Genomic DNA, 22,538 nt, shown 5'->3' on the forward strand with positions numbered 1-22,538 from the left:
CCGCCGGCGGTAACGCCGTTACCAACCCACATACCGGTTCAAATCAAAAATTCCTGATTCCAGCGGGCGGTGCTGGTTTAAAAAGCGGGTGCCGGAGTGAAAGTTGTTCCAGAAGTCGGCATCGGTGCGGCGCACGCCCCAGCGATCCACCAGTTTACCCCGTTCCTGTTCAGTGCTGATCATAATCAGGGTTTTGACAAACTCCTCCAGCTCGGCCTGTGGCACCCGAAACATAAAGTTGGGGTAGCTGCTGATGGGAAAATCCAACACGGTAACGGAATCCTCATCCGGCTGGTAACGATCCTCCTCGGCAAACATAAAGGCCACGTTGCTGTGGGCACGATCGCGGATCAGGCTGTAGAGTTTGAAATCACCATCCGCCTGATCCACCCGCAACACGGTGACATCCGGCAGAAAGCCAATGCCCGGCAGCTGGGCGGCGGGTGCGGATGCCAGCCGGGTTAATGGATTCTGTTCGCAGTGTTGGCGGCAACGGTTAATAGGGTCGGCCGGTAACAGGTGGCCGAACCGATCCTGCACCAGGGCGATCAACTGATCCTGCACCGGCGCATCGGGTTGGAAGGGGATGGCCGTGGGGGTGCGGGTATCCAGGGTGTGATAGGCGATGGCGGTTTTGATTTTGCCGCTGCCGGCATACCAGTCGTGATAGATTGCTTTGCGTTGTTGTGGCGGCAACAGTTGCAGAAAATTGGTTTCACCACCGTTACGAATCAAATCGAAATACAGGCGGGTTTGCGCCTGGTGGGATACGCTGCCGAACACGTTGAAGTTCACCACCAGTTCGTAATAGGTGCGTTCAAACAGCGGGTAATCCATCAGCCACAGGGTTTTGGGATTACGGCCCCACCAGCCCCGTTCCACCGAGGCGCTGTTATGATGGCGGAACACGGTTAAAAACGCGTTGTTGTTGTGGCCGTCGCCATCCCAGATGTTGTTCAGGCTCAGGCCCTGGTTAAAGGCACGGTGATACTGCCGGGTGCGCAGATCCCGGTAACGGTTGCGCTTGTTCTGGTATTTCAGCCACTCGGACCCCAGATCCAGAATATGGGATTTTTCCCCCGGCAGGCCCAGCAGTGGTGTTGCCTTGCGGCGGTGATCCTGGTTGCTGACGTATTGTTCCTGCGCCGGATCTTCAAACATCACCCAGAACTGATCGCGAATCACATCGGTGGCAATCTGGCCCCGGCACACCGGGCCACGAATAAAGGTGCGGGTAAAATACTCGGCACTGTCCAGCATAAACTGATAGCGGGCGCGGGCGGGAATGGCGGCAAAGGCCAGGAAGGGATTGGAGGCGTGCTGGTAATCATAGCCCGGCAGGGAATCCACCTGCCAATCCTGCTGCAGGAACAATGCCCGGTAACGTTGCATGCGTTGGTCGTTCAGCCCGTAGATGATGTGCGTTTTGTGCACCAGGGTGTCGGTAATGGGGCGCAGCCGGTAGTAGATCGGCCGGCCCGGATCATCGTTGGGGCGTACCGTGGCCACCACTTCGATGGGCTCGGGGGCGTTGCGGTAACTGCGCACCAGTTGAAAAAACGGTGTCGGTTGTACGCCGATATCGGAAAAGTACAGGTGCGCCAGAAAAAGGTGTTCGTACAGATAGCGGGCCACCAGCTGTGATTTCAAATCCGGTTGATTGAGAAACGATTCCCAGGTTTCGATTTGGGTTTGAATCTGTTGTTGCTGTGCTGCGGTGAACGGGGTGGGCGCCTGATCGATTACGGCACCCTGTTCAAGCCAGGTTTTAACGGTGTTGAATTCGTTGGCCGATAAGCCGCTGACCCCATAAGGCATGCCGCCCTGTGGGTTGTCATCCGCGTACTCGGCAAATTCATCGGGGGTGGGGCACTGCGATTGGCGGGTAATGCCCAGCCGGTAGCGCTCATCCAGTGGCTCAGCCACGGCCACTGGATTCTGGTAGCCCAGGGTCAGCATCTGCATCAGCAATGATGCCTTTGCATCGGCGGCCTGTGTCTGGCCGGGTGTTGACAGTACGGAGTAAAAGCCCTGCTGGCGCCAATCCTGCACACTGTGGCCATCCACATGCAGGCGGGTGGGGGCGATGTCTTCCGCGCGGCCGCCATCGTACACCTTGTGTTTGCTGGCGCCCCTCTCCAGGCCGCTGGCGGCTTCCAGTTTCAGTTGGCACGGCGCATCATTGCAGGCATGGCAGGCCACGCATTTTTGTTCCAGTATGGGTTTGATATCGCGATGAAACTGAAAGTGTTGCACCAGCTGTTGCGGGCGGGGTGCCTCCTCGTAGGTGGCATCGGAATCCTGCTCGTTCTGGCAGCCGCTGCTGAGGGCCAGTAATGTAACCCCCAGCAGTATGCAGCGCAGCAACCCCAGGCCAGGGCGTTGAAAAAGTCGATGTAATGAATTCGCCAGAAAGTCGGTCATAATGCAATCCTGTGGCAGACAACGGCAATTTGTCTTCAGCATACACGGGTTTGATGCCTAAAGGATGACTGTGCAGGAAAATCCACCTTAAAAACGTTACATTTAGGTGTTGTCTAGGATGAGAGTACAAGGGCGGGGGTTGCAATGTTGTGGGTCAGAATGGTAAGGGCGGCGGCCATCGTGCTGCTGTCGGTGATGGCGCTGCTGGTGTTGTTGCTGTGGTGGGTGGATTTCGGTTTTCTCAAGCCACAGATTGAACGCCAGATTAAAACATTGACCGGGCGCGACTTTTACATAGAAGGGGATCTCACGCTGCGCGTGCTGCCGGATTTTATTTTGAATCTGGAGCAGGTCAGGCTGGGTAATGCCCAGTGGGGTGCTGATACCGATATGCTGGCGGCGGACAAGGCCTATGTGAAAGTGAATCTGTTTTCCCTGCTGACCGGCCCCATTGTGGTGGAACGGCTGGAGCTTGAGAACCTGAACCTGCTGGCGCAGGTGGGTGCAGATGATCAGGTGAACTGGGCGTTTGCCGGCGCCGAGTTGGCAGAGTTGGCAGAGCCGGCTGAGTCGGACACTACAAACAGTACAGACAGCACAGCCACCACAGACACAACACCTGCGGCTGGTTTCAGCATTCCGGTGGTGATCCAATGGGCCGAGGTGAACGGTATCAAGCTCACTTACCGGCAACCTGACGCTCAGGATCAGGTTTTTTATCTGGATGCGCTTTCCGCCCGCGGCCAGGATGGCAACACCACGGTGCTGGAAGGTCAGGCCCGTTACCAGGATTATACTGTCGCGCTGGATGCCACCCTGGCGCAACATCGTATCGATGCCGATCTGGCGGTGGGCGATGTTGGTATGACGTCAGTCATTGAGTTCCCCGCCGATGGTGTGGAGTTTGATGTGCGCCTTGAATCGTTGGCAACCCTGGGGGCGTTGTTGGCGCTGCCGGATCACACCCTGCCGGATGAGAATCTGGTGGTGAAAGGCAGCGTGGGGATGGCCACCAACGGTATTGCTGTGCGCCAGGTGCAGGCAACCCTGCCCGGGGTGCAGTTAAGCGCAAGCGGTACACGGGATAATGCATCGGGGTTGATTGAACTGGTGGTGGAGGCTAATGGTGATCGGCTCAATCGCCTGCGGCCGGGCTTGCCCGAACTGCCTTTTTCACTGCACAGTGAGGTGGCCATTGATCAAACCTTGCTTGATGTCCGTTCCTATCAAGTTAAGGTGGGCGACAGCGATGTGCAGGGGTCGGCGCGCATTGACGCGGGTACCGCCCTGCAAGTGGATGCCCAGGCCACGGCAAAGCGCATTAACCTGACACCGTTCTTTCCGCTGCCGGAGCCCAAGCCCACCCAGGATGCGGCCCCGATCACCCAAGCGGATGCCGCAGTGGCGGAGGAAGCGAAGGCGGACGGATCGCCTGCCTCACCTTACGTTTTCCAGGAGCAGCCGCTTCCGCTTGCTCTGTTGCAAAACCTGAACCTGCAGATCAAAGCGGATGTAGAGCACTTGCTGCTGCACGATTCCGACATCAAACAGGTCAGGCTCAAGGCCAGTGCCGCCCGTGGCACAATGCAACTGAGCAATCAGTTTGATGGCTATCTGGGTGGGCATTTTGAAAATGAAGTGCGCATCATCGCCACCGACAAGCAGGCGCAAGTGTCCATTGATACCAAGGTCAGGGGGCTGCGTATCATCGCCTTATCCGGTGCCAACGTGCCGGAGGATCAAATCCCGGTTACCGATATGAATGTCCGTTTGAAAAGCAGCGGCGCAACCCCACGGGCCTTGGCGTCCAGTTTGAATGGGGATGTTGTGGTGACCCAGGGGGAGGGCAAGGTCAGCAATGAACTGGTGCAACGGTTCTCCGGCGATATCCTGGCGCAATTGTTTACGCTGGTGAATCCGTTTGCAGAGCAGGAAGAATTCACCAACTGGCAGTGCAGCCTGTTTGCGCTTAAGTTTGATTCCGGTTATGGCCAGATTGAGGGCTTTTTATTGCAGAGTGATCAACTGATGGTGGTGGGAGGCGGCAGCATTGATCTCAACCACGAATCCCTCAATGTTGAATTCAATACCAAGCCCCGCACCGGAGTGGGGGTGAGTGCCGATATGTTCGTGACACCCTTTGTCAAACTGGGGGGAACGCTGGCCAAACCCAGTGTGGGGCTGAACCGCAAAGGGGTGTTGTTAAGCGGCGGCGCCGCGTTCCTCACCGGCGGTATGTCGTTTTTGTATACGGGGATTCTGGATCGGGCCACGGCATCGGCGGATCGCTGCGGCGAGGCAAAGGCCGCCATCAACGCCTTACCCTAGTCTACCCCTGCTGCGGCAGGCGCACTGCCACGGCCAGGCCACCCAGGGGGCTGCTGGAAAAATGCAGCTCGCCGGCGTATTGGGACACAATGTCTTCCGCGATGGCCAGGCCCAGCCCGTGGCCGGGATTCTTCTCATCCAGCCTGGTACCCCGTTGTGATATCCGGTTCAGTGCCGCGGCATCACAGCCGGGGCCATCATCCTCCAGTGTGAGGCGAAACCCGCTATCTGTCATTTGTGCGCTGATCTCAACCCGCTGCCGGGCCCACTTGCAGGCGTTATCCAGCAGGTTTCCCACCAGTTCCAGAAAATCCTGGCGATCAGCGTTAATGATGATGCCCGGGGCAATGTCCAGCACGATATCGATGGCCTTGTGGTGATGGATTTTTTTCAGGGTAGTGCTCAGGTCGATGATTTCGTCTCGTACGTTCAGCTTTCCACGCAGGCCCTGCGCACCCGCTATGCGGGCGCGTTTCAGTTCATTGTCGATGCGATCGCGGATGCGGTTCAGTTGCGTTTCCAACGCTTGCTTGAAGCTGGGGTCGCAGGCGTCGGACTGGGCCAGTTGCTGCAGGGCGGATACCGGTGTTTTTAAGGCATGGGCCAGGTTGCCGATGGCGTTGCGATGGCGCCCGATGCGATCATCCAGCGCGGTGATCAAATGGTTGATCTCGTTAATCAGGGGTTCCAGCTCGGCGAACGTCTTGTTCAACACCAGTTGCTGACGCTTGCCCTGTTGCAGTTCTTTCAGTTGTCGCTGGAGTTCCTGCAGGGGGGATAGCCCCGCGCTCATCCACCGGTACTGCAGAATCACCAAAACAATCAGCAGCACACTGGCGGCCGCCGCTGACCAGATCTGTGCCTGCCGAATCAACGGGTCCAGTTGTGCCAGGGATTCGGCCGTGGCAATGGTTACCGTGTCCTGACCCACCGTATAGCGCTGTATCAGAACCAGCAGCGATTCCCCCTGTGGACCGGGAATGGTGAGTACCCCGGGATGCAGCGCCTGATCTTGGGGCAGGTTCAAGGGTTCATCCCACAGGGAGCGGGAACGCAGGGTGTTGCCGGGCAGGGTGATTTGAAAGTAGTGCCCGCTGAAGGGGCGCAGATAGATTGGGTGAATGCGGGAGGCATTCAGTTCGTAGCTCTGGTTATCCGGGTGGGGCTGCAATGCCGCCAGCAGGGTTTCTCCATCGTGCTCCAGCCGGGTGGTCACGTAGAATTGCGCCACCCGCTGAATAAAGTAACTCTCCAGCACCATCAGCGCGATAAACAGCAGCAGCGCAAATCCGATGCCTCCCAGGGTTACGCGTTTATGTAAGGAGGGTGTCATTGGGGCTCCGTGAAGACATAGCCTTGCCCGCGCTTGGTGACAATGTACGCTTTACCAATTTTGTCACGCAGGCGGCGTATGTACACTTCAATCACATTGCTGTCTTTGTCCGCATCATAGGCGTAGACGTGTTCGGTGAGTTCACTTTTCGAGAGTATTTTGCCCGGGTGCAGTAACAGGTAGCGCAGTAATTTGAATTCGGTACCGGTCAGGGGTTCCTGCTGGCCATCACTGAACATCACGGTATGGGTATCTTCATCCAGATAAAAATGCCTGGATTCCAGTAGTGGTTTAGCCTGGCCTTTGCTGCGGCGGATTAGTGCCTGCACGCGGGCCAGCAGCTCTTCATAGTGGAACGGTTTGGTGAGGTAATCGTCGGCACCGGCTTTCAGCCCATCCACCTTTTCCTCCCAGGCATCCCGCGCCGTCAGAATCAATACCGGTACGGTTTGACCCTGGTTGCGCCAGCTTTGCAAGACAGACAGCCCGGATACGTCAGGCAGGCCCAGGTCCAGGATGACAATGTCGTAGGCTTCCTCGCTGCCCAGGTGCCGGGCCTCCTCGCCGCAAGCTGCAAGATCGGCAGCGAACCCATCCCGTTTGAATTGCTTTTGCAGTTCGCGGGCCAGGGTCAGGTCATCTTCCACCAGCAGCAAACGCATCAGTCTGCTTCCCGATGGCGACGCTTTTGGTGTTCGCGCTTGATGATCCTGCCGGTTTGGGCATCGATGGTCAGTTCGATCAGCTGGTTAGTGTCGGACACCCCTTCCACTTCGTACACCCAGTGTTGGTTCTCTTGCTCCAGTTCTGCCTCCAACAGGGTGTCGATACCGGCCTGTTCTGCCTTCTGCAGCACCTCCGAGAAAGGCAGTATTTCCCCGCTTATGCGTAAGCGGCGCGCTTCTTCATGATCTGAGTGCCGGTCTGCCTGCGCGGGGGAGGTGGCCAATATCAGCAGTAAGATCATGCTATGGAATGTGTTCATGGCATTGGCTTTTGGGTGTTGGGGCAGGGGGTAAACCCTGCCCGGATTTGCTGGTTGATGAAATGTTATCAGTCATCGCGCCGTGAGGGTAATACTTCCCCGTTCTCGGCATTGAGGTACAGTTTATAACGTTGACCCTGGTCATCGATGCCCTTGATTTCGAACATGGTGTTGTTTCCTTTTTCCTGGTTTAAGATTGTGGCCGTTTACGGCCGGTAATCATGGCTTTTATCAGATTGTCCCGGTGCAGCAGGCTTTCGATAATGACACCGCTGATGTGGACGAAGACCAATAACAGGGTGAAGTTTGCGAAGAACTCGTGGATTTCTTCCGCCACGTCATCGTCATGCCAACCCATGGATTGCACCCAGCCCGCCAGCGGACCGGCGTGTTCTTCAATGCCCAGGGTGATCATGCCGGAGCAGGCGACAATGGTGAGCGATAACAGCAGCAGCACAATCATCACAGCGCCGGCCGGGTTGTGCCCCAGGTAGCGCGGTGAGCGGCGTTGCAGCAGGCTCTTGCCATAGCGCATGACCTGGCGGGGGCCAACGATGAAATCCTTGAAGCGGGCGTGCGGTGTGCCAATAAATCCCCACAGTAAGCGGCCCACAATGAGCCCGCTGATCAGGTATCCCGCAAGGGTATGAATGGTTTGGGATTCTTCTGCGCTTAAATACGCTGTGAAAAAGGCAGCCGCCAGCAGCCAGTGAAAGATCCTGATCAGAGGATCCCACACCTTGATGGTGGCCGGGGTAGTGGTGTCTTGCATGAGAGTTGGCTCCTGATGTTGTTGATCAGGAACCACTGTAACCAATCAGGCTGAATTCAAGCTGAAAATCGGTTGCCTATGATTATTCGGAAAAGTACTCGTGGTATTTTGCATCAGCCTGATCGCCGAACAAAATCTTGCAGGCTTCCTTCAGCCCCGGTGAGTTTTTCAGTTCTTCCTTGCGCACCACCTGTGAAATCTTGGAACGGCGGCGCAGAAAATCCTCCAGTTTGGTAATCATTTCACGGCGGGCGGCCTGTTCGATCTCGCAGCGGGTGTATTCGGCGTTTTCGATCAGCAATTTGGCGTTGGCCGGGTTGGCCCGGATGCGTTCCAACAGGCCGATGGCTTCGGCCCCATAGCGGCGCCAAAAGCGCACGGACAATGGTTCAGAGGAAATCTCATTGGTCAGGCTGTCCAGGTCAATGAGTCTGGCCTGGTGCAGGTATTCTTTTTTAATGTCGTCGTTGGGTTCGCCATACCAGCGGTGTTTGGGGTAGGGGATCGAAATACCCAGCGCCCGAATGATTTCCACCACCTCTTCACCAACGTTCAGGCAGTCTGTCAGTTTGCCGCCAAAAATGGACAGGTGTTTCTGCCCATGATTCACATCAATGGCATGTTTGCGCGAGAGCTTGACCCAGTCTGCCTTGCCCCCTTTTCCGGTTACCGCCAGTGGGCGCACTCCGCAGCGTTCGGCAATGATGTCGTTGTGGGTGATGGGGGTGGGCAGTGACAGCAATGCGTTAATGTTGTCGAGCACAAATTGGCGATCCTGCTCGGTGACCTGGGTTTGCGGTTCGTCCACCTGGGTATCGGTGGTGCCGATACAGGTTCTGCGGCCCATGGGGATTACAAAGAACAGGCGGCCATCGCTGGCAAAAAAGGTGAGCACCCGCTTGTTGGGGGTGACCTGATCCACAATCAGGTGAATGCCTTTGGAAAAGACGTGGTGGTGTTCGGTGGATTGCTGCGACAGGCTGTTGTGTTGATCCACATAGGGCCCGCAGGCGTTCACCAGGGCGCGGGCCCGAATGGGAAAGGATTTACCACTGATGGTGTCCTGCGCGGTGACGTGCCACAAATCGCCCTCCCGTTTCGCTGCAGTGGAGGCCACGTAATTTGCCGCCACACATCCGTAGTTCATGCTGGTGCGGATAAAGTTGAAAACAAAGCGGGCGTCATTGTCGTAGAGATAGCAGTCGGAATACTCGAACCCGCCTTTGGCGTTGCGGGTGTTGACCACCGGCTCCAGGGATTCGATGTTGGCTCGCGTCAGAAATCGGGGCGGGCGGGTAAAGAAACGCCCCAGCATCCAGTAAAACAGGGTGCCCAGATAGACAAACGAAACCGGCAGGCGAAAGCCCTTTTGAATGGTGGTGAAGAACCGGATCTCCTGCACTGTGGACGGGTAGCTTTTCATTAAATGGTTGCGGCTTTTGCAGAGCTTGTTCACCAGCAGCAGTTCCATGGTTTCAAGATACTTGATGCCACCCCAGGCCAGGTTGGAGGAATTGGAACTGGTGCAGGCGGCGAAATCCGAGCGGTCGATCAACGCCACTTTTACCCCTTTACCCGCCAGTGCCGCAGCGGACACGGCACCGTTGATGCCGCCCCCCACCACCAATACGTCGAACGTTTCACTGCCCAGTTTTGCAATATTGGTTTGTCTTAACTGCATGCTTACCCCGTAGAGAATACGCCGGTTTCTACGCCCGTTTTATCATATTCCGTGCCGGGGCGAAAATCAGACGATGGTTCCTGCGTCATTCTTGGGTGGTTTAACAGCAGCGAAATGGCCCGCGCAACCTTTGTTTAACCAAGCAATGACGGGGATTGTCTGTTAGAAATGCATAAATGGGCGGCCGGGTGGGGCAGGCAGGCAATATGGATCGACTCCTCAACGTGTTAAGATTGCCGCCTCCTGGGGAAACGCATTAGGAATTAGGTAGTAAATGCTAGATACAATTAAGCAGGATTGGTTTTCCAATATTCGCGGTGATCTGCTCGCCGGTATCGTGGTGGCGCTGGCGCTGGTGCCCGAAGCCATCGCTTTTTCCATTATCGCGGGGGTTGACCCGAAAGTGGGGCTGTACGCCTCTTTCTGTATTGCGGTGGTGATTGCCTTTGTGGGCGGCCGGCCCGGCATGATCAGCGCCGCCACCGGGGCCATGGCCCTGTTGATGGTGACCCTGGTGAAGGAACATGGCCTGCAGTATCTGCTGGCGGCCACCCTTCTCACCGGCGTGTTTCAGATTCTGGCCGGGTTCTTGAAACTGGGCAGCCTGATGCGCTTTGTGTCCCGTTCGGTGGTGACCGGGTTTGTCAATGCTCTTGCCATTCTCATCTTTATGGCCCAACTGCCGGAGTTGACCGATGTCACCTGGCATGTCTACGCCATGACCGCCACCGGCCTGGGTATAATCTATCTGTTTCCACTGCTGCCGGTGGTGGGCAAAGCCATTCCTTCTCCGCTGGTGTGCATCATTGCCATGACCCTGGCGGCCATGCTGTTGAATTTGGACATTCGCACCGTGGGCGATATGGGGCAGCTGCCTGATACGTTGCCGATTTTCCTGTGGCCCGATGTACCGCTCAATCTGGAAACCCTGCGAATCATCCTGCCCTATGCCATTGGCCTGGCCATTGTGGGTTTGCTGGAATCCATGATGACCGCCACCATCGTGGATGACCTTACCGACACCAAAAGCGACAAGAACCGCGAATGCAAGGGGCAGGGTGTGGCCAACATCAGCGCCGGTTTGCTGGGGGGCATGGCCGGCTGCGCCATGATCGGGCAATCGGTTATCAATGTGAAGTCCGGCGGCCGCGGGCGGCTGTCCACCTTTGTTGCCGGGTTCTTTCTGCTGATTCTGGTGGTGTTTCTGGATGAGTGGCTGCGGCAGATTCCCATGGCGGCGCTGGTGGCGGTGATGATCATGGTTTCCATCGGTACGTTCTCCTGGGATTCCCTGATCAATCTGAAGAAGCACCCCTTATCCACCAATATTGTCATGGTCACCACCGTGGTGGTGGTGGTGGCCACCCACAATCTGGCCATCGGTGTGTTTGTTGGGGTGCTGCTGGCGGCCCTGTTCTTTGCCAACAAGATCGGCCGCTTTATGGTGGTCAAGAACGAGAAGCGGGAGGATGGCCACCGGCATTACAACGTGGTGGGGCAGGTGTTCTTTGCCTCGGCGGATCACTTTGCCGAGTCGTTTGATTTCAAAGAGGTGATCGATCGCGTCACCATCGACCTGCACCTGGCGCATTTCTGGGATATTACCTCGGTGGCGGCGCTGGACAAGGTGGTGATTCGCTTTCGCCGGGAAGGCACGGAGGTCAACATTGTCGGTATGAACGAGGCTACCCGCACGGTAGTGGATAAGTTCGGTGTTTATGACAAGCCGGAAGAAGTTGAAAAACTCATGGCTGGCCACTAACTTCACGGAGAAAAACAATGACAAAAGTGCACATTACCGCCTGTGTTGATGGCTCTGCGATTTCCACCGCCGTGTGTGATACCGCCGCCTGGGCCAGTCACGTGCTGGATGCCCCCCTGAGTTTGCTGCATGTGCTGGAAAAATCCAACACGCCGGCCCAGGAGGATCTTTCCGGCGCCATTGGCCTGGGTAGTCGCGAGCATCTTCTGGCGGAATTGACCGAGCTGGATGAAAAACGCAACAAGCTGGCCATCGAACACGGCAAGCACCTGTTGCAGGACGCCAAAAACAGGGCCATCGCGGCCGGGGCGGTCTCTGTTCAGGTGGAGCAGCGCCATGATGAGTTGCTGGAAGCGCTGCTGCATTTCGAAGCCGATACCCGCCTGTTTGTGATTGGCCGCCTGGGTGGGGGCCATGATCTGCAGAAGCAGACCATTGGCTCCCATGTGGAAAGTGTGGTGCGCGCGGTGCAGACGCCGATCCTCATGGCCACGGGCAAGTTTTCCAAACCGGGAAACTATATGCTGGCCTATGATGGCAGCGAAACCGCCGACCGGGCCATGGACCGCATTGCCAACAGCCCGCTGTTGTCCGGTTTACCGGGCCATGTGGTGATGGTGGGAAATGAGTGCCAGCAGAATCGCCAACGGCTGCAGCGTGCCTGCGATCTGCTGGCCTCCCATGGCCATCAGGTGCAGTCCCATTTGCTGCAGGGCAACGTTATTGAGTGCCTCACGGATTTTCAGAACCGGTTTAACATTGAACTGAAAGTGATGGGGGCCTACGGCCATTCCAGAATCCGGGAGTTTATCCTGGGCAGCAATACCACTCGCATGCTGGCCAGCAGCACGGTTCCGGTATTGATTCTGCGCTAGGGGCCGCCCACCGCTTACGATTCGGATGCACCCTGGCGCCCCGGCAGGCTTGCGGTCATGGTGAAATTCAGCACCATGTCGGCGCAGGCCGCGGGGATTTCCACCATCGGAATATGCCCCACCTGATCCAGCAGTTTAATCTCAATGGTGGGGTTCAGCTGTTGATACAGGGCTGCGTTTTCCGGGGCAATAATCCGGTCTTCTTTGCCCCACACCACCAGCGTGGGCACCCTGATCTGCTCGACGGCCGCCTTGATGTTGGCTTCGGGGTCGGCGGTTAAATCCGCGAACACTTTATTCATGATCGGGCGTTTCGTAACGGCCCTGTCCACCATCACCTGATTGAACGGCCAATGGATGGTGATCTTCTCGGCAACGGCGTATTCGAACAGAAAATCCAGATCCTCCACGGTATTCACCAGCAGTGGGTTTTCACCGTTGGCCACCCGCTGCTGGTAATCGCTGGGATGCTCAATGATGCCCGCCGGGTTCAACAGAATCGCCGACAGCAGCTTGTCCGGATGGGTGCCTGCATAGAGGCCGGTAATACCGCCACCCATGGAATTACCGACCAGGTGAAACTGCTCCAGGTTCAGCGCCTTGGCAAACTGACTGAAGCGTTCGGTTTGATGTTTCAGGTTGTAGTTCAGCTCAGGGTTGAAGCCGGATTCACCGTGGCCGGGCAGATCCGGTATGACCAAATGAAAATCCTGGGCAAGATGCTTGCTCATGGGCAGCCAGGTCTCTCTGGAGGCGCCAAATCCATGCACCAGTACCAGAGTGGGCTTTTGTCCGCGCAACCCGTTTTCCCAATAGGTCCAGGTGATATCGCCCAGCTGGACATGGTTGCTTTGCAGGCCGATGGCGGCGGCTTCCGACTGGATTCCGGCCTGGTACAGCTCATGACGGTAATGGCCCGCCAGCAGCGTGGTGATGAGGGTAATGGCAAGCAACGCCCCGACGGTGATGAGAAGGATTCGCTTCATGGTGATGAATTTCCTGGTGAAAAATGTTGTCTTATGTTGTCTTGTTGATGTCTGGAAAGGCTACTCTGTCACCGCATGGGCTTTTTGTACATGGCCGGAGCTGCCAACCTGAATCAGGATCGAAACTTGCAAAGCATTGACCGAATGCTTTTTCCGCTTGGCAATTCCCGCGTTTGTGTCGCTTTCCGGACACTGGCCTGGCTTGTGGGTGGCGCAATTCCCACCGGCTGTCGGGTAGGCAACATTCCTTGAAGATGCCGTTTTTATTACCCATCACAGACGCGAGCCTGTTCCATGACTGATCCATCCGATTCCATGCCTTCCCATCCTGTTCCGCCTGATTCCCGGTATGATAATCAACGTTGGCTACGGCTCTGGCGGGATCAGCAGCAAAGCAGTTTTCATCAGTTGGCAGTGAACCCGTTGTTATCGCGATTCTGGCAAAAACTGGGGTTAAAGCGCTCTCATCGGGTACTGGTACCATTGTGTGGCAAAAGCCTGGACATGCTGTGGTTGGCAGAGCAGGGCCATGAAGTGGTGGGTATTGAACTCAGCCCCATCGCCGTTGAAGCCTTTTTCAAGGAGCGGGATTTGCAAGCCAAGAAACAGCGCATCGGCAACTTTGTGCGCTGGCGGGCGAAAACCATCAGCATCTGGTGTGGTGATTTTTTCGCGTTGAGCAGCAAACAGATTGGCCGTATCGATGCGGTGTTTGATCGGGCGGCGCTCACCGCGCTACCACCTGAATCACGCCACGCGTACGTCAGTAAACTGATGGATCTGACGGAACAGGGCGCGCCCATACTGTTGTTCACCATAGAGGATATTGAATCCGATGGCGGCCGGGAATCGCGCTCCGTTGACCGGGAGCTGGATGATCTGTGCCAGGGCAATTACTCGGTACAGCTGTTGCACAGTGAGGTCATTCCACAGGCTGAAGATCAGCACCGGCTGGTAAGCCATTCCAAAGTGTATCGTCTGCTGAGAAAAAGCTTTACATTGTGAACAGCCTTCTATACTGTGGCTGCAGCTAGAAAGAAAGACTTTTATTTATACGCTTCATCTCGTCGTTTTATTCGTAATACCTCGTCCTGTAGTTTCTAAATTCCAGCACTTATTCCCGCTATTCAAGCCTCTTGAAGGCACAACTATATTTAAATTTCAGGATACTATTATGTCTAATACCGTAAATGGCACAGTGAAGTGGTTCAACGAAGCAAAAGGTTTCGGTTTTATTGAGCGTGAATCCGGCGCCGATGTGTTTGCCCACTTCAGCGCAATCGTCAGCTCAGGTTTTAAAACGCTGGTTGAAGGCCAACGGGTTGAGTTCTCTGTGACGCAGGGTCAGAAAGGCCCACAAGCCGAGAACATTGTCGCAATCTGATACAGCTTCAGTTTGAAAGAAAGGGTGAGCCTGACCGGGCTCGCCCTTTTTTTATGCTGGTGTGATGGCCCCCGTGGCATGCCCTTGGCTTGATTGAACGCGCGAAACTGGGTATTTTGCCGGTGCGATAGCGTTGTTGTTACAGCGCGCTGCCCCCGAAGCGGATCAAGCAAGATCCTGTGCTACCTGAGCCGACGGTTTAGTTTAAGTGATTGCAGATCACATGATGAAGACAGTATTTGAATACACCCGAGAAAATATACTGGTAATCCCCCAGGCGCTGTATGCCATGAAAGATGTCTCGGTTGTCATGCAGGGTGCAAACTCAGTGATGTTTCTGAAGCACCTTGAGCATGATCTGGTGGATGTTGAGTTCTACACGAATTACCCCTGTTTCGTGTATATCGAAAGTGGTTGCGAAGTATTGACCAACGCTCAGAATGAGGTGATAGAACTGCAGGCCGGTTCGGCGATTTTTCTTCCCCAGGGAGCAACGCTTCATTCCGATTACGTCAAACAAACCCAGTCACTTCGTGCCTGCCTGGTGTTTTTCGATCAGCAGGTCATTACTGAGTACTTAAGCAAAACAGGAATCCGCGGCGCAGCGAATACAAACAGTGGTGATTTCTACGTTATCCACGATCGGCAGGCGGATTTTCAGTCTTTCATGGCTTCACTAAAGACGGATATTACCGAGCCCGGATACTTCAACGTCAAACTACAGGAACTGTTGCATTTGATCGCCTGGAAAGGCGATGCGCAGCGTTTTCATGCATTGCTGTTGAGCAAGGGGGCCCAAACCCCAAAACGAAATCTCCGGCGCCTGTTGGAGGCCCACGATATTCTGCATTTGAGCGTTCGTGACCTGGCGCTACTGTCCGGCCGCAGTCTATCCAGTTTTCAGCGGGATTTTAAAGCAAGCTACCAGACGACTCCGCAGAAATGGCTGCAGGAAAAGCGCCTGGCTCACGCCCATCGGTTGCTGGATGGTGGTGACTGCTCGGTGACTGAAGCAGCTGCGGCGGTGGGGTACGAAAACATATCCCATTTTATTCGCGCATTCCGGCTAAAGTACGGGCAGACCCCTAAGCAGTTAAAAACGAAGCAGTTAAAAATGGCAAAGTGAACTGAAAACGGCATTTTTGACAGTCCTCAGGTAGTGGGTTCGAGAGTCTTTACATAAGCTTGGCCTACGTTAACCCTGTAGGAGAACCACATGAGTGTGCGAGTAACCCTGAACTGCCAGGTAAAATCAGACCAATTTGAAACGCTTTTACCCTTTCTTGAAGAAAATCTACCGAATGTTCGTGGCTTTAAAGGCAACCTGCGTGTGAGCGTGCTGTTCAACGACGCCACTAATGAGATGCTTCTGGACGAAGAGTGGTTGTCAGTGGAGTGCCACCAGCGGTATCTGAAGTTCATCGACGAAAATGGGGTATTGGGCGAGCTTGGCGCCTTGCTGGAGGCTGCACCCACGATTCAATATTTCAAGACAGTCGAGGTGTAATCCATGGGGGTGCCGGTATCGCTACAGGCGCCCCCCGTACCCGCTTAAATTGACATAAATTCGGTAAACGGGCCGGTAATTTCATAAGTAATTCCAAATCCATTTCCACCGCCGAAGACCGCGCAACCGCGCTGTGAACTGAAATACAGACGGCTGCCATCCGGGCTGAAGGCCGGGCCCGTAATTTCGGAACCGTCCTGGCCAACGATTTGCAACAATGGTGCAAGATTGCCATCGCCATCGATCACCACAATCTGCATATCACCACCGTCTTCTGCTACCAGCAACTCGCCCCCGGATGCCACGGTAATGTTATCCACCCCTGTGAGTATGGGATTATCCGAGGTGGCAGCATCGTATACCCGTTGCAGGTGATTCAGGTTGGTGTCCAGTTGCCACACCCGGTTGTCTCCCTTGGTGGTGAAGTAGACGCTACCGTCGTTGTACCAGATCCCTTCGCCACCGTTGAATGCGGTGCTTTCCGGAACCTGTTTGCGGGTAGGTGTCTGCAGCAGGCCCGGGGTGGGGTTGGGTACGTCAAGCCAGGTAATATAACCTTCGGTGTCACTGCCTGGTGCAAGCGCGGCGACCTGTAAGGTGCCGGATTCCAGGTTCAGGTCACCCTGGGCGTTCAGGCCATCGGGTACGTAACGGTACAGCCTTCCGTCCCCTTCGTCTTCGGTGAGGTACAGCAGGCCCAGGTTGGGATCAACGGCAACCGCCTCATGCTTGAAGTAGCCAAGGGCTGGGCGTGGTTGAGCGTTACGCTCACCGTATGGATCGCATTCATACACGCGGCCAAAATCGATCTCCTCGCAGGATAGCCAGGTATGCCATGGTGTTGCGCCGCCGGCGCAGTTGACATTGGTTCCGCCAAGAATACGGTAGGCGTCCACCACCGTACCCTCGGCGTCAAAGCGTATTGCCGAGGCACCGCCACCCAGCAGACCGATGGTTTCACTGTTGGATACATAGATCCAGCCACCATCGTCGGTGGCGAAGGTGGCACCACCATCGGCGTAGGTATGCCAGCGGTATTGAGTGCGCCGCCACCAGCGATCTTTTATCAGGCGTGCGCCGGCATGGGCAACGATGCGGGCGGAAAACCCGCTTGGCAAACGAATGCCCAAGTCGTTGGGGGCTTGCAGCTCACCCAGATGTGTCAGGGATTGGGCCTGCACCGGGCGTGACATATTAACCAGGCTGGTACCAATAACCAGGGCCGCAACGCCCGTGGAGCTGCGTATAAAGCGGCGGCGTTGTGCATCATGCTGGTGGGTCATATTAGTCTCCTGTGTCACTAAAACAAGGCGCGCTGTTGTGTGTAGCCGCTGTGGTCGTCGCTGACTGCAACGTTCTTTTTGTGATGCTTTTGAACTATAGGATAGGTGATGGATGCAACAGGTGTGTGGCGGAATGGTTAATGATTTGTGAATTCTGTGGAGCGGATGTTGTGGGGTGCTTTGGATGCGACCTTACGCCGCCGGAGACTCTTTGCTGGCCGGCGAAAACGTTTTGATGAAAATGTCCTCCATGTATGCACCATTGAAAAAGCAGTATTTTTGCAGGGCCTCCACCATCGTTGGTGCTCCGCACAGGTAGACCAGAAAGCGTCGCAGTTTGGGGTGTCGCCGGGGTATCAGATCCACCAGGTCTCCTTGTAACAGGTTGGGCAGATTGTTTTGATTGCGGTGTACCACCGGGTAATAGTGGAAATCGCGATGGTGTTCGGCCAGTGCGTTCAGTTCATCACACAGGTACAACTGGTGGGGTTCGCCAGCGGCGGCATAAAGAAATATCTCGCCGTGGTGGCCATCGTTCAGTGCTTGTTTCAGGATGCCGGAAAGCGGTGCCAGACCGGTGCCCGTGCCCACCAGCAACAGCGGTTGCCCCGGCATGGCCGGGCTGTAATAAGTATCTCCGGTGGCGGGGCTGATCTGAATTTGCTCACCAATACCAAGCTGGTGTTCCAGCCAATGGCTGACCAGCCCGTTGGGGCGGCGTCGAACGTGCAGTTCCAGAAAACCTTCTTCCGGGGTGCTGGCGAGCGAGTAGGTTCTGCCACGGGTCGGGGTGCGCCATAGGATGATATGTTGGCCTGCGCGCCAGTCTATCTCCGCTTGCAATCGTACCCGCAGCACTCGCTGATTCAGAACCCGCTTGTCCACCAGGGTCGCGGCTGTGCGGGCATTGAGATTGCCTGCCAATGTAAATTGCAGATCCGCTTCCGGGTAGCACTGGCAGGTGAGAAAGTAGTTCAATCGGCGTTGGTGATCCGTCAGGCCCCGCTGTGCATCAGGTGGTACTGTGCCGGATAACGCTTGCGCCATGCAACCGTGGCATATACCTGAGCTGCAACTGGATGGCGCTTCCACGCCGGCCCTTTCCAGACCGTCCAACAGGTTTTCATGGGTGTTCAAAGTGATGTGTTGGCTTTCATAGAGGATGGTAGGCATCGGATTTCCTCTAACGAACGGTTAGAGGGTGGCAAGCAATTATTGCTCCAAACCGGCCTGCACTGGGGGATGGTTGCCGCTGCGGGGCGGGATATCACCGCCGTGGTGGTCAGGCTAACCCATTCCAAATGCGGATAACCAGTTGATATTCGGTTGTTATTATCGATCAGGAAGGGCGATGCGAGGCCATCTGCGCAATGGGGTTGTCACAACGCAGATGGTGTTGGTTGGCACACAATTAACTCAATGGCAGTGGGAAAGTCCCAGTCTGGTGCAGCACAATGTTATGCCCACGTTATTCCCACAACAATGTATTTTCATGTGATGTAGGAATGCTGACAGTGATCCGGGCACGCCCAGCTCAAAGCCACCGTGGCCTGTTGTGAAGGGCCACCAGATTATTGGGCTCGACCCAGTACCTGATCCCGTACGCTTTCGGCAACCGCGGCGGCTTCCTGGATTTTTTCCGCAGGTACTTCGAATTCCGTGAGGGTGGCTCCCAGGATTTCAATGATGGCATCCACATGGGAATCGTTCAGCCCGCGCTCCACCAAATGGGCATGGCCATCGCTCATTTTTTTTCCGGTGTAGTTGTTGGGCCCGCCAAAGGCAAATGCCAGAAACGCTTTTTGTTTTTTGGCTTGCCGTTCCATATCAGTTACATCAAAAAAACCGTTTACCCGCTCATCGGCAAGCACTTTTTTGTAGAACGAATCCACCACGGCATCCAAGGCTTTGGCGCCCCCCAGGTCGTCATATAAGCTCATGTTTCTCTCTCCAGTTTCTCTCTGTAATTTATCTCTTCAATTTGGTTCTTCAATTTATCTCTCTAATTGCAGTCCAGTGATACAAACATATAAGATGTATCACAAATGCATCTTATATGTTTGTATTCAAATTTCAACTCAAATATCATGGGCCGGTCATGTTCCGGATCCCTCCTTATGCAACTGAGCCTCTATACCGACTATGCCCTGCGGGTTTTACTTTTTCTTGGTGCCAACCAGGAAAGGCGAGTGTCCATGCAGGAAATATCCGACTGCTATGGCATCTCGCGGGAGCATTTGCGCAAAGTGGTTCATATGTTGGCGCAACACGAAATTATTGAGACCTATCGCGGCAAGAACGGTGGTTTTGTTTTGCGCAAAACACCGGCGGAAATCAATATTGGAAACCTGGTGGAGATCACCGAGAAGCGCAAGCCGCTGATCGACTGTGATGAACAGCCGTGCATTATTACGGCATCCTGTACGCTCAAGGGGGTGCTGGGAAAAGCAGAGCGGGCGTTCTATAACACCCTGAAGGAATATACGCTGAAGGATTTGCTGAAGAGCCGGTCCATGGAAACCCTGCTGCGGGTGAGCGCGGGGTAGTGCCGCCAACCCCAAGGCTGGCGGCACGACTGCGCAGGCTGGGTTATTTCAGTTCCGCCGATGACAGGTTCAACAGTCTGCGGGCTACGATCAACTGCTGAATTTGCTGGGTGCCTTCGAATATATCCAGGATCTTGGAATCCCGCGACCATTTCTCCAGCAGCTCGTCTTCGCTGTAACCCAAACCGGAGCACAGTTCCACGCATTTCAGCGTAATGGCATTACAGGCCCGGCCGGCCTTGGCTTTCGCCATGGAAGCTTCCATGGAGTTGGGTTTACCGTTGTCCGCCATCCAGGCCGCCTGCAGGGTCAGCAAGCGGGCTGCTTCCCAGTCGGCTTCCATGCGATAGATTTCCGCTTCGGCGGCACTGACGGAGTTGATGGGGGCTGAGTAATTCAGCTCAGTACAGTCTTTCATCAGCTCCTTGGTGCGATCCAGCGCGGCCTTGGCAACACCCACCGCCATGGCTGCCACTAAAGGCCGGGTGTTGTCGAAGGTTTGCATAACACCGCCGAAACCCTTTTTGGTATCGATCTCGGGGTTCCCCAGCAGGTTGCTTTTGTGCACACGGCAGTCGGAGAAGGAGATGGCGGCGGTATCGGAAGCCTTGATGCCCAGTTTGTGCTCCAGCCGGGTAACCTCCATACCGGGGGTGCCGCGTTCCACGGCAAAGGACTTGATGGCGGCGCGGCCGGCACTCTTATCAATCGTTGCCCACACCACAATGATGTCGGCGCGGGAGCCCGCGGTGACATAGATTTTTTCACCGTTCAACACATAGTGATCACCATCCAGCTTGGCGGTGGTACTGATGTTGGCAGAGTCCGAACCGGTTCCCGGTTCGGTGATCGCCATGGCAGCCCATTTGCCCTGAAAGCGTTTGGCCTGCTCTTCGTTGGCAACAGCACCGATGGCGGCATTACCCAGCCCCTGTCGGGGCAGGGTCAGCAGCAGCCCAACATCACCCCAACAGAAACCCTGGATGCCCACACAGGCTGCCATATTGGCCCCATTGCGCACGCCGTTGTTGTCCTCACTTTTCTGTTTGGATTGATCAGCGCCCACGCCGGCACCGCCTTCTCCATCGTTCATGCCGTCCAGCATGGAGGCCACCAGATCCAGTTCCTTGGGGTAGTCGTGTTCCGCCAGATCGTACTTGCGGGAAATCGGCCGCAGCATTTCCACGGACAGGTTGGTGGCCATGTCACCGAGGACTTTGAGTTTTTTTGGTAGTTCCAGATACATAATCAGTTCACCCTGTAATTGATTCGATTAAAGATGCAGTCCGCCGTCCATCACTGCGATGGCGCGCAGGTCGCGGTACCACAGTTCCACGGGGTGTTCTTTGGTGAATCCATGTCCGCCCAGTAGCTGGACACCATTGGTGCCGATTTCCATGGCCTTGTCTGCACAGATAACCCGTGCCAGGTAGGCTTCACGGGCGAAGGGCTTGCCGCGTTCGGCCAGGGCCACGGCTCTTTGGGTCATCAACCGCATGGCATTCATTTCGATACCAATGTTGGCGATCATAAAGGCGACGGCCTGACGGTGGCTGATGGGCTCGCCGAAGGCCACCCGTTCGTTACAGTAAGGGATAACGTAATCCAGCACGGCCTGTGCCGTACCCACTGCCAGCGCGCACCAGCCCAACCGCGCCATATTGATGAAGGCTTGGTAATCGAACTCGTCGCCACCCAGCAGGGCATCTTTGCTGACGCTGACCTGCTCCAGGCTGAGATCGCCCATGGCCGCCGCTTTTACACCCATATTGGGCTTCTTGGCGATGGTGACCCCCTGGCTTCCGCTTTCCACAATAAAGAGGCGCGGTTTGCCGTTTAAGCTGGCGGCCACCAGGAACAATTCCGCCTGATCGATCAGCGGCACCATGGTTTTTTCACCATTAAGCAGGTAGCCATCGGATTTTTCCAGGGCGACGGTGGTCAGTTCATTGGCATTGAACAAGGGGCGCTTTTCATTAATGGCAATGGCTGCCTGCAAGGTGTTTTCTTCCAGAAACGCCGGCAGGTACTTGGACTGCTGCGTTGCGGTACCCCACTGGGTGAGCGCGTTGGCGACCCCGATGCTCGACAGTATTGCGACCGCCAGCCCCATATCACCATAGGCCAGGTCTTCTGCGATCAACATACTGGTCACAGGAGAACGTTCGGTGGCCGCTCCCCCCAGATTTTCAGGAACGGCAAAGTAAGAAAGCCCAAGCTCGTTGGCCTGGGCCAGGATGTCCGCGCTCATGGCTTCATCGTCATTGCTTTTGGCCGCCGCGGGACGCAGGACTTCGGTGGCGAAGGCCCGCACGCTGTCCCGCATCATTTGCTGTTCGTCGCTGATGGTCAGGTCGAACTGGGTTTTTGGCTGGGCCGGGGCTTCCAGCCGCTCCGGCCGCAGCAGCTGGGTTGCACTTTTAAACTGGCGCGAGGCCACGCCCAATGCCTTGAATCCGGACTTGGTGCCTTGGTAGGTTAGTTTTTCGATGGTGGTGCGCAGCCCCATTCGTTCCACAAAGGAAGAACTGGCGATGCGACTCATGGTGGCCATGGCTAATCCGATTGGATCGCGACTCATTGGCGTCTCCTTGTTATGCACTGCAATGATTAGGTTGATTCTTATGTTTGTGGCTTGATGATGCTTATAACAGATTTGTAAAGCATTGGCA

20 protein-coding genes are annotated in these 22,538 nt (G+C 55.6%); 8 read left to right on the forward strand and 12 right to left on the reverse strand.

Annotated features, from left to right (window positions below; all coding sequences use genetic code 11):
* Positions 1 to 18: 18 nt before the first annotated feature.
* Complete coding sequence (locus D9N13_RS04635) at positions 19 to 2,424, reverse strand: fatty acid cis/trans isomerase (RefSeq protein ID WP_290586509.1); 2,406 nt, start codon at positions 2,422 to 2,424, stop codon at positions 19 to 21.
* Between the two features lie 144 nt (positions 2,425 to 2,568).
* On the opposite strand from D9N13_RS04635, the gene D9N13_RS04640 reads away from it, so the two are divergent.
* The gene (locus D9N13_RS04640) at positions 2,569 to 4,752 is read left to right on the forward strand and encodes an AsmA family protein (RefSeq protein WP_290586512.1); all 2,184 of its coding nucleotides are present in this window, start codon (positions 2,569 to 2,571) and stop codon (positions 4,750 to 4,752) included.
* 1 nt (position 4,753) lies between these two features.
* Here the strand turns inward: D9N13_RS04640 and D9N13_RS04645 are convergent, their stop codons facing one another.
* From D9N13_RS04645 to D9N13_RS04665, 5 genes are all read right to left on the reverse strand, one after another.
* Entirely contained in the window at positions 4,754 to 6,085 is a 1,332-nt protein-coding gene (locus D9N13_RS04645) for an ATP-binding protein (protein ID WP_290586515.1), read from the reverse strand.
* Entirely contained in the window at positions 6,082 to 6,747 is a 666-nt protein-coding gene (locus D9N13_RS04650; RefSeq protein ID WP_290586518.1) for a response regulator transcription factor, read from the reverse strand. Before D9N13_RS04650 ends, D9N13_RS04645 begins: the two co-directional genes overlap by 4 nt.
* Entirely contained in the window at positions 6,747 to 7,070 is a 324-nt protein-coding gene (locus D9N13_RS04655) for a PepSY domain-containing protein (RefSeq protein WP_290586521.1), read from the reverse strand. Before D9N13_RS04655 ends, D9N13_RS04650 begins: the two co-directional genes overlap by 1 nt.
* 190 nt (positions 7,071 to 7,260) lie before the next feature.
* Entirely contained in the window at positions 7,261 to 7,842 is a 582-nt protein-coding gene (locus tag D9N13_RS04660; protein ID WP_290586524.1) for a cytochrome b/b6 domain-containing protein, read from the reverse strand.
* An 82-nt stretch (positions 7,843 to 7,924) separates the two neighbouring features.
* The gene (locus tag D9N13_RS04665) at positions 7,925 to 9,523 is read right to left on the reverse strand and encodes a glycerol-3-phosphate dehydrogenase/oxidase (RefSeq protein ID WP_290586527.1); all 1,599 of its coding nucleotides are present in this window, start codon (positions 9,521 to 9,523) and stop codon (positions 7,925 to 7,927) included.
* Between the two features lie 274 nt (positions 9,524 to 9,797).
* Between D9N13_RS04665 and D9N13_RS04670 the strand changes: the two genes are divergently transcribed.
* Positions 9,798 to 11,285, forward strand: a complete 1,488-nt coding sequence (locus D9N13_RS04670) for a SulP family inorganic anion transporter (protein ID WP_290586529.1) — start codon at positions 9,798 to 9,800, stop codon at positions 11,283 to 11,285.
* Positions 11,286 to 11,302: 17 nt separating this feature from the next.
* Complete coding sequence (locus D9N13_RS04675) at positions 11,303 to 12,160, forward strand: universal stress protein (RefSeq protein ID WP_290586532.1); 858 nt, start codon at positions 11,303 to 11,305, stop codon at positions 12,158 to 12,160.
* A 14-nt stretch (positions 12,161 to 12,174) separates the two neighbouring features.
* Here the strand turns inward: D9N13_RS04675 and D9N13_RS04680 are convergent, their stop codons facing one another.
* Positions 12,175 to 13,146 (reverse strand): alpha/beta fold hydrolase, encoded by a 972-nt coding sequence (locus D9N13_RS04680; RefSeq protein WP_290586534.1) that lies wholly within the window; start codon positions 13,144 to 13,146, stop codon positions 12,175 to 12,177.
* 294 nt (positions 13,147 to 13,440) lie between these two features.
* On the opposite strand from D9N13_RS04680, the gene D9N13_RS04685 reads away from it, so the two are divergent.
* The 4 genes from D9N13_RS04685 (at position 13,441) to D9N13_RS04700 (ending at position 16,037) form a co-directional block, all read left to right on the forward strand.
* A complete protein-coding gene (locus D9N13_RS04685; protein WP_290586537.1) occupies positions 13,441 to 14,151 on the forward strand; it encodes a thiopurine S-methyltransferase in 711 nt (236 codons plus the stop codon).
* 169 nt (positions 14,152 to 14,320) lie between these two features.
* The gene (locus tag D9N13_RS04690) at positions 14,321 to 14,530 is read left to right on the forward strand and encodes a cold-shock protein (protein ID WP_290586540.1); all 210 of its coding nucleotides are present in this window, start codon (positions 14,321 to 14,323) and stop codon (positions 14,528 to 14,530) included.
* Positions 14,531 to 14,753: 223 nt separating this feature from the next.
* Positions 14,754 to 15,656 carry a helix-turn-helix domain-containing protein gene (locus D9N13_RS04695; protein WP_290586542.1) on the forward strand — a complete coding sequence of 301 codons (903 nt, stop codon included), beginning with the start codon at positions 14,754 to 14,756 and terminating at the stop codon, positions 15,654 to 15,656.
* Positions 15,657 to 15,746: 90 nt separating this feature from the next.
* The gene (locus tag D9N13_RS04700) at positions 15,747 to 16,037 is read left to right on the forward strand and encodes a putative quinol monooxygenase (protein WP_290586545.1); all 291 of its coding nucleotides are present in this window, start codon (positions 15,747 to 15,749) and stop codon (positions 16,035 to 16,037) included.
* A 44-nt stretch (positions 16,038 to 16,081) separates the two neighbouring features.
* On the opposite strand, the gene D9N13_RS04705 is transcribed toward D9N13_RS04700, so the two are convergent.
* The 3 genes from D9N13_RS04705 to D9N13_RS04715 all read right to left on the reverse strand — a co-directional run bounded on the left by D9N13_RS04705 (position 16,082) and on the right by D9N13_RS04715 (position 19,260).
* On the reverse strand, positions 16,082 to 17,320 hold the full coding sequence (locus D9N13_RS04705; RefSeq protein WP_290586548.1) for an alkaline phosphatase PhoX: 1,239 nt from the start codon (positions 17,318 to 17,320) through the stop codon (positions 16,082 to 16,084).
* 192 nt (positions 17,321 to 17,512) lie between these two features.
* Positions 17,513 to 18,493: a 2Fe-2S iron-sulfur cluster binding domain-containing protein gene (locus tag D9N13_RS04710; protein WP_290586550.1), complete on the reverse strand. Its 981-nt coding sequence runs from the start codon at positions 18,491 to 18,493 to the stop codon at positions 17,513 to 17,515.
* A gap of 398 nt (positions 18,494 to 18,891) precedes the next feature.
* Positions 18,892 to 19,260 carry a group I truncated hemoglobin gene (locus D9N13_RS04715; protein WP_290586553.1) on the reverse strand — a complete coding sequence of 123 codons (369 nt, stop codon included), beginning with the start codon at positions 19,258 to 19,260 and terminating at the stop codon, positions 18,892 to 18,894.
* A 177-nt stretch (positions 19,261 to 19,437) separates the two neighbouring features.
* Between D9N13_RS04715 and D9N13_RS04720 the strand changes: the two genes are divergently transcribed.
* A complete protein-coding gene (locus D9N13_RS04720; protein WP_290586556.1) occupies positions 19,438 to 19,866 on the forward strand; it encodes an RrF2 family transcriptional regulator in 429 nt (142 codons plus the stop codon).
* Positions 19,867 to 19,909: 43 nt separating this feature from the next.
* Here D9N13_RS04720 and D9N13_RS04725 read toward each other — a convergent pair whose 3' ends face one another.
* Positions 19,910 to 21,112 carry an acyl-CoA dehydrogenase family protein gene (locus D9N13_RS04725; protein ID WP_290586559.1) on the reverse strand — a complete coding sequence of 401 codons (1,203 nt, stop codon included), beginning with the start codon at positions 21,110 to 21,112 and terminating at the stop codon, positions 19,910 to 19,912.
* Positions 21,113 to 21,139: 27 nt separating this feature from the next.
* The gene (locus D9N13_RS04730; protein WP_290586562.1) at positions 21,140 to 22,447 is read right to left on the reverse strand and encodes an acyl-CoA dehydrogenase family protein; all 1,308 of its coding nucleotides are present in this window, start codon (positions 22,445 to 22,447) and stop codon (positions 21,140 to 21,142) included.
* Between the last annotated feature and the right edge of the window lie 91 nt (positions 22,448 to 22,538).

The sequence above is a fragment of the Ketobacter sp. GenoA1 genome, from assembly GCF_003671475.1.
GTDB lineage: Bacteria > Pseudomonadota > Gammaproteobacteria > Pseudomonadales > Ketobacteraceae > Ketobacter.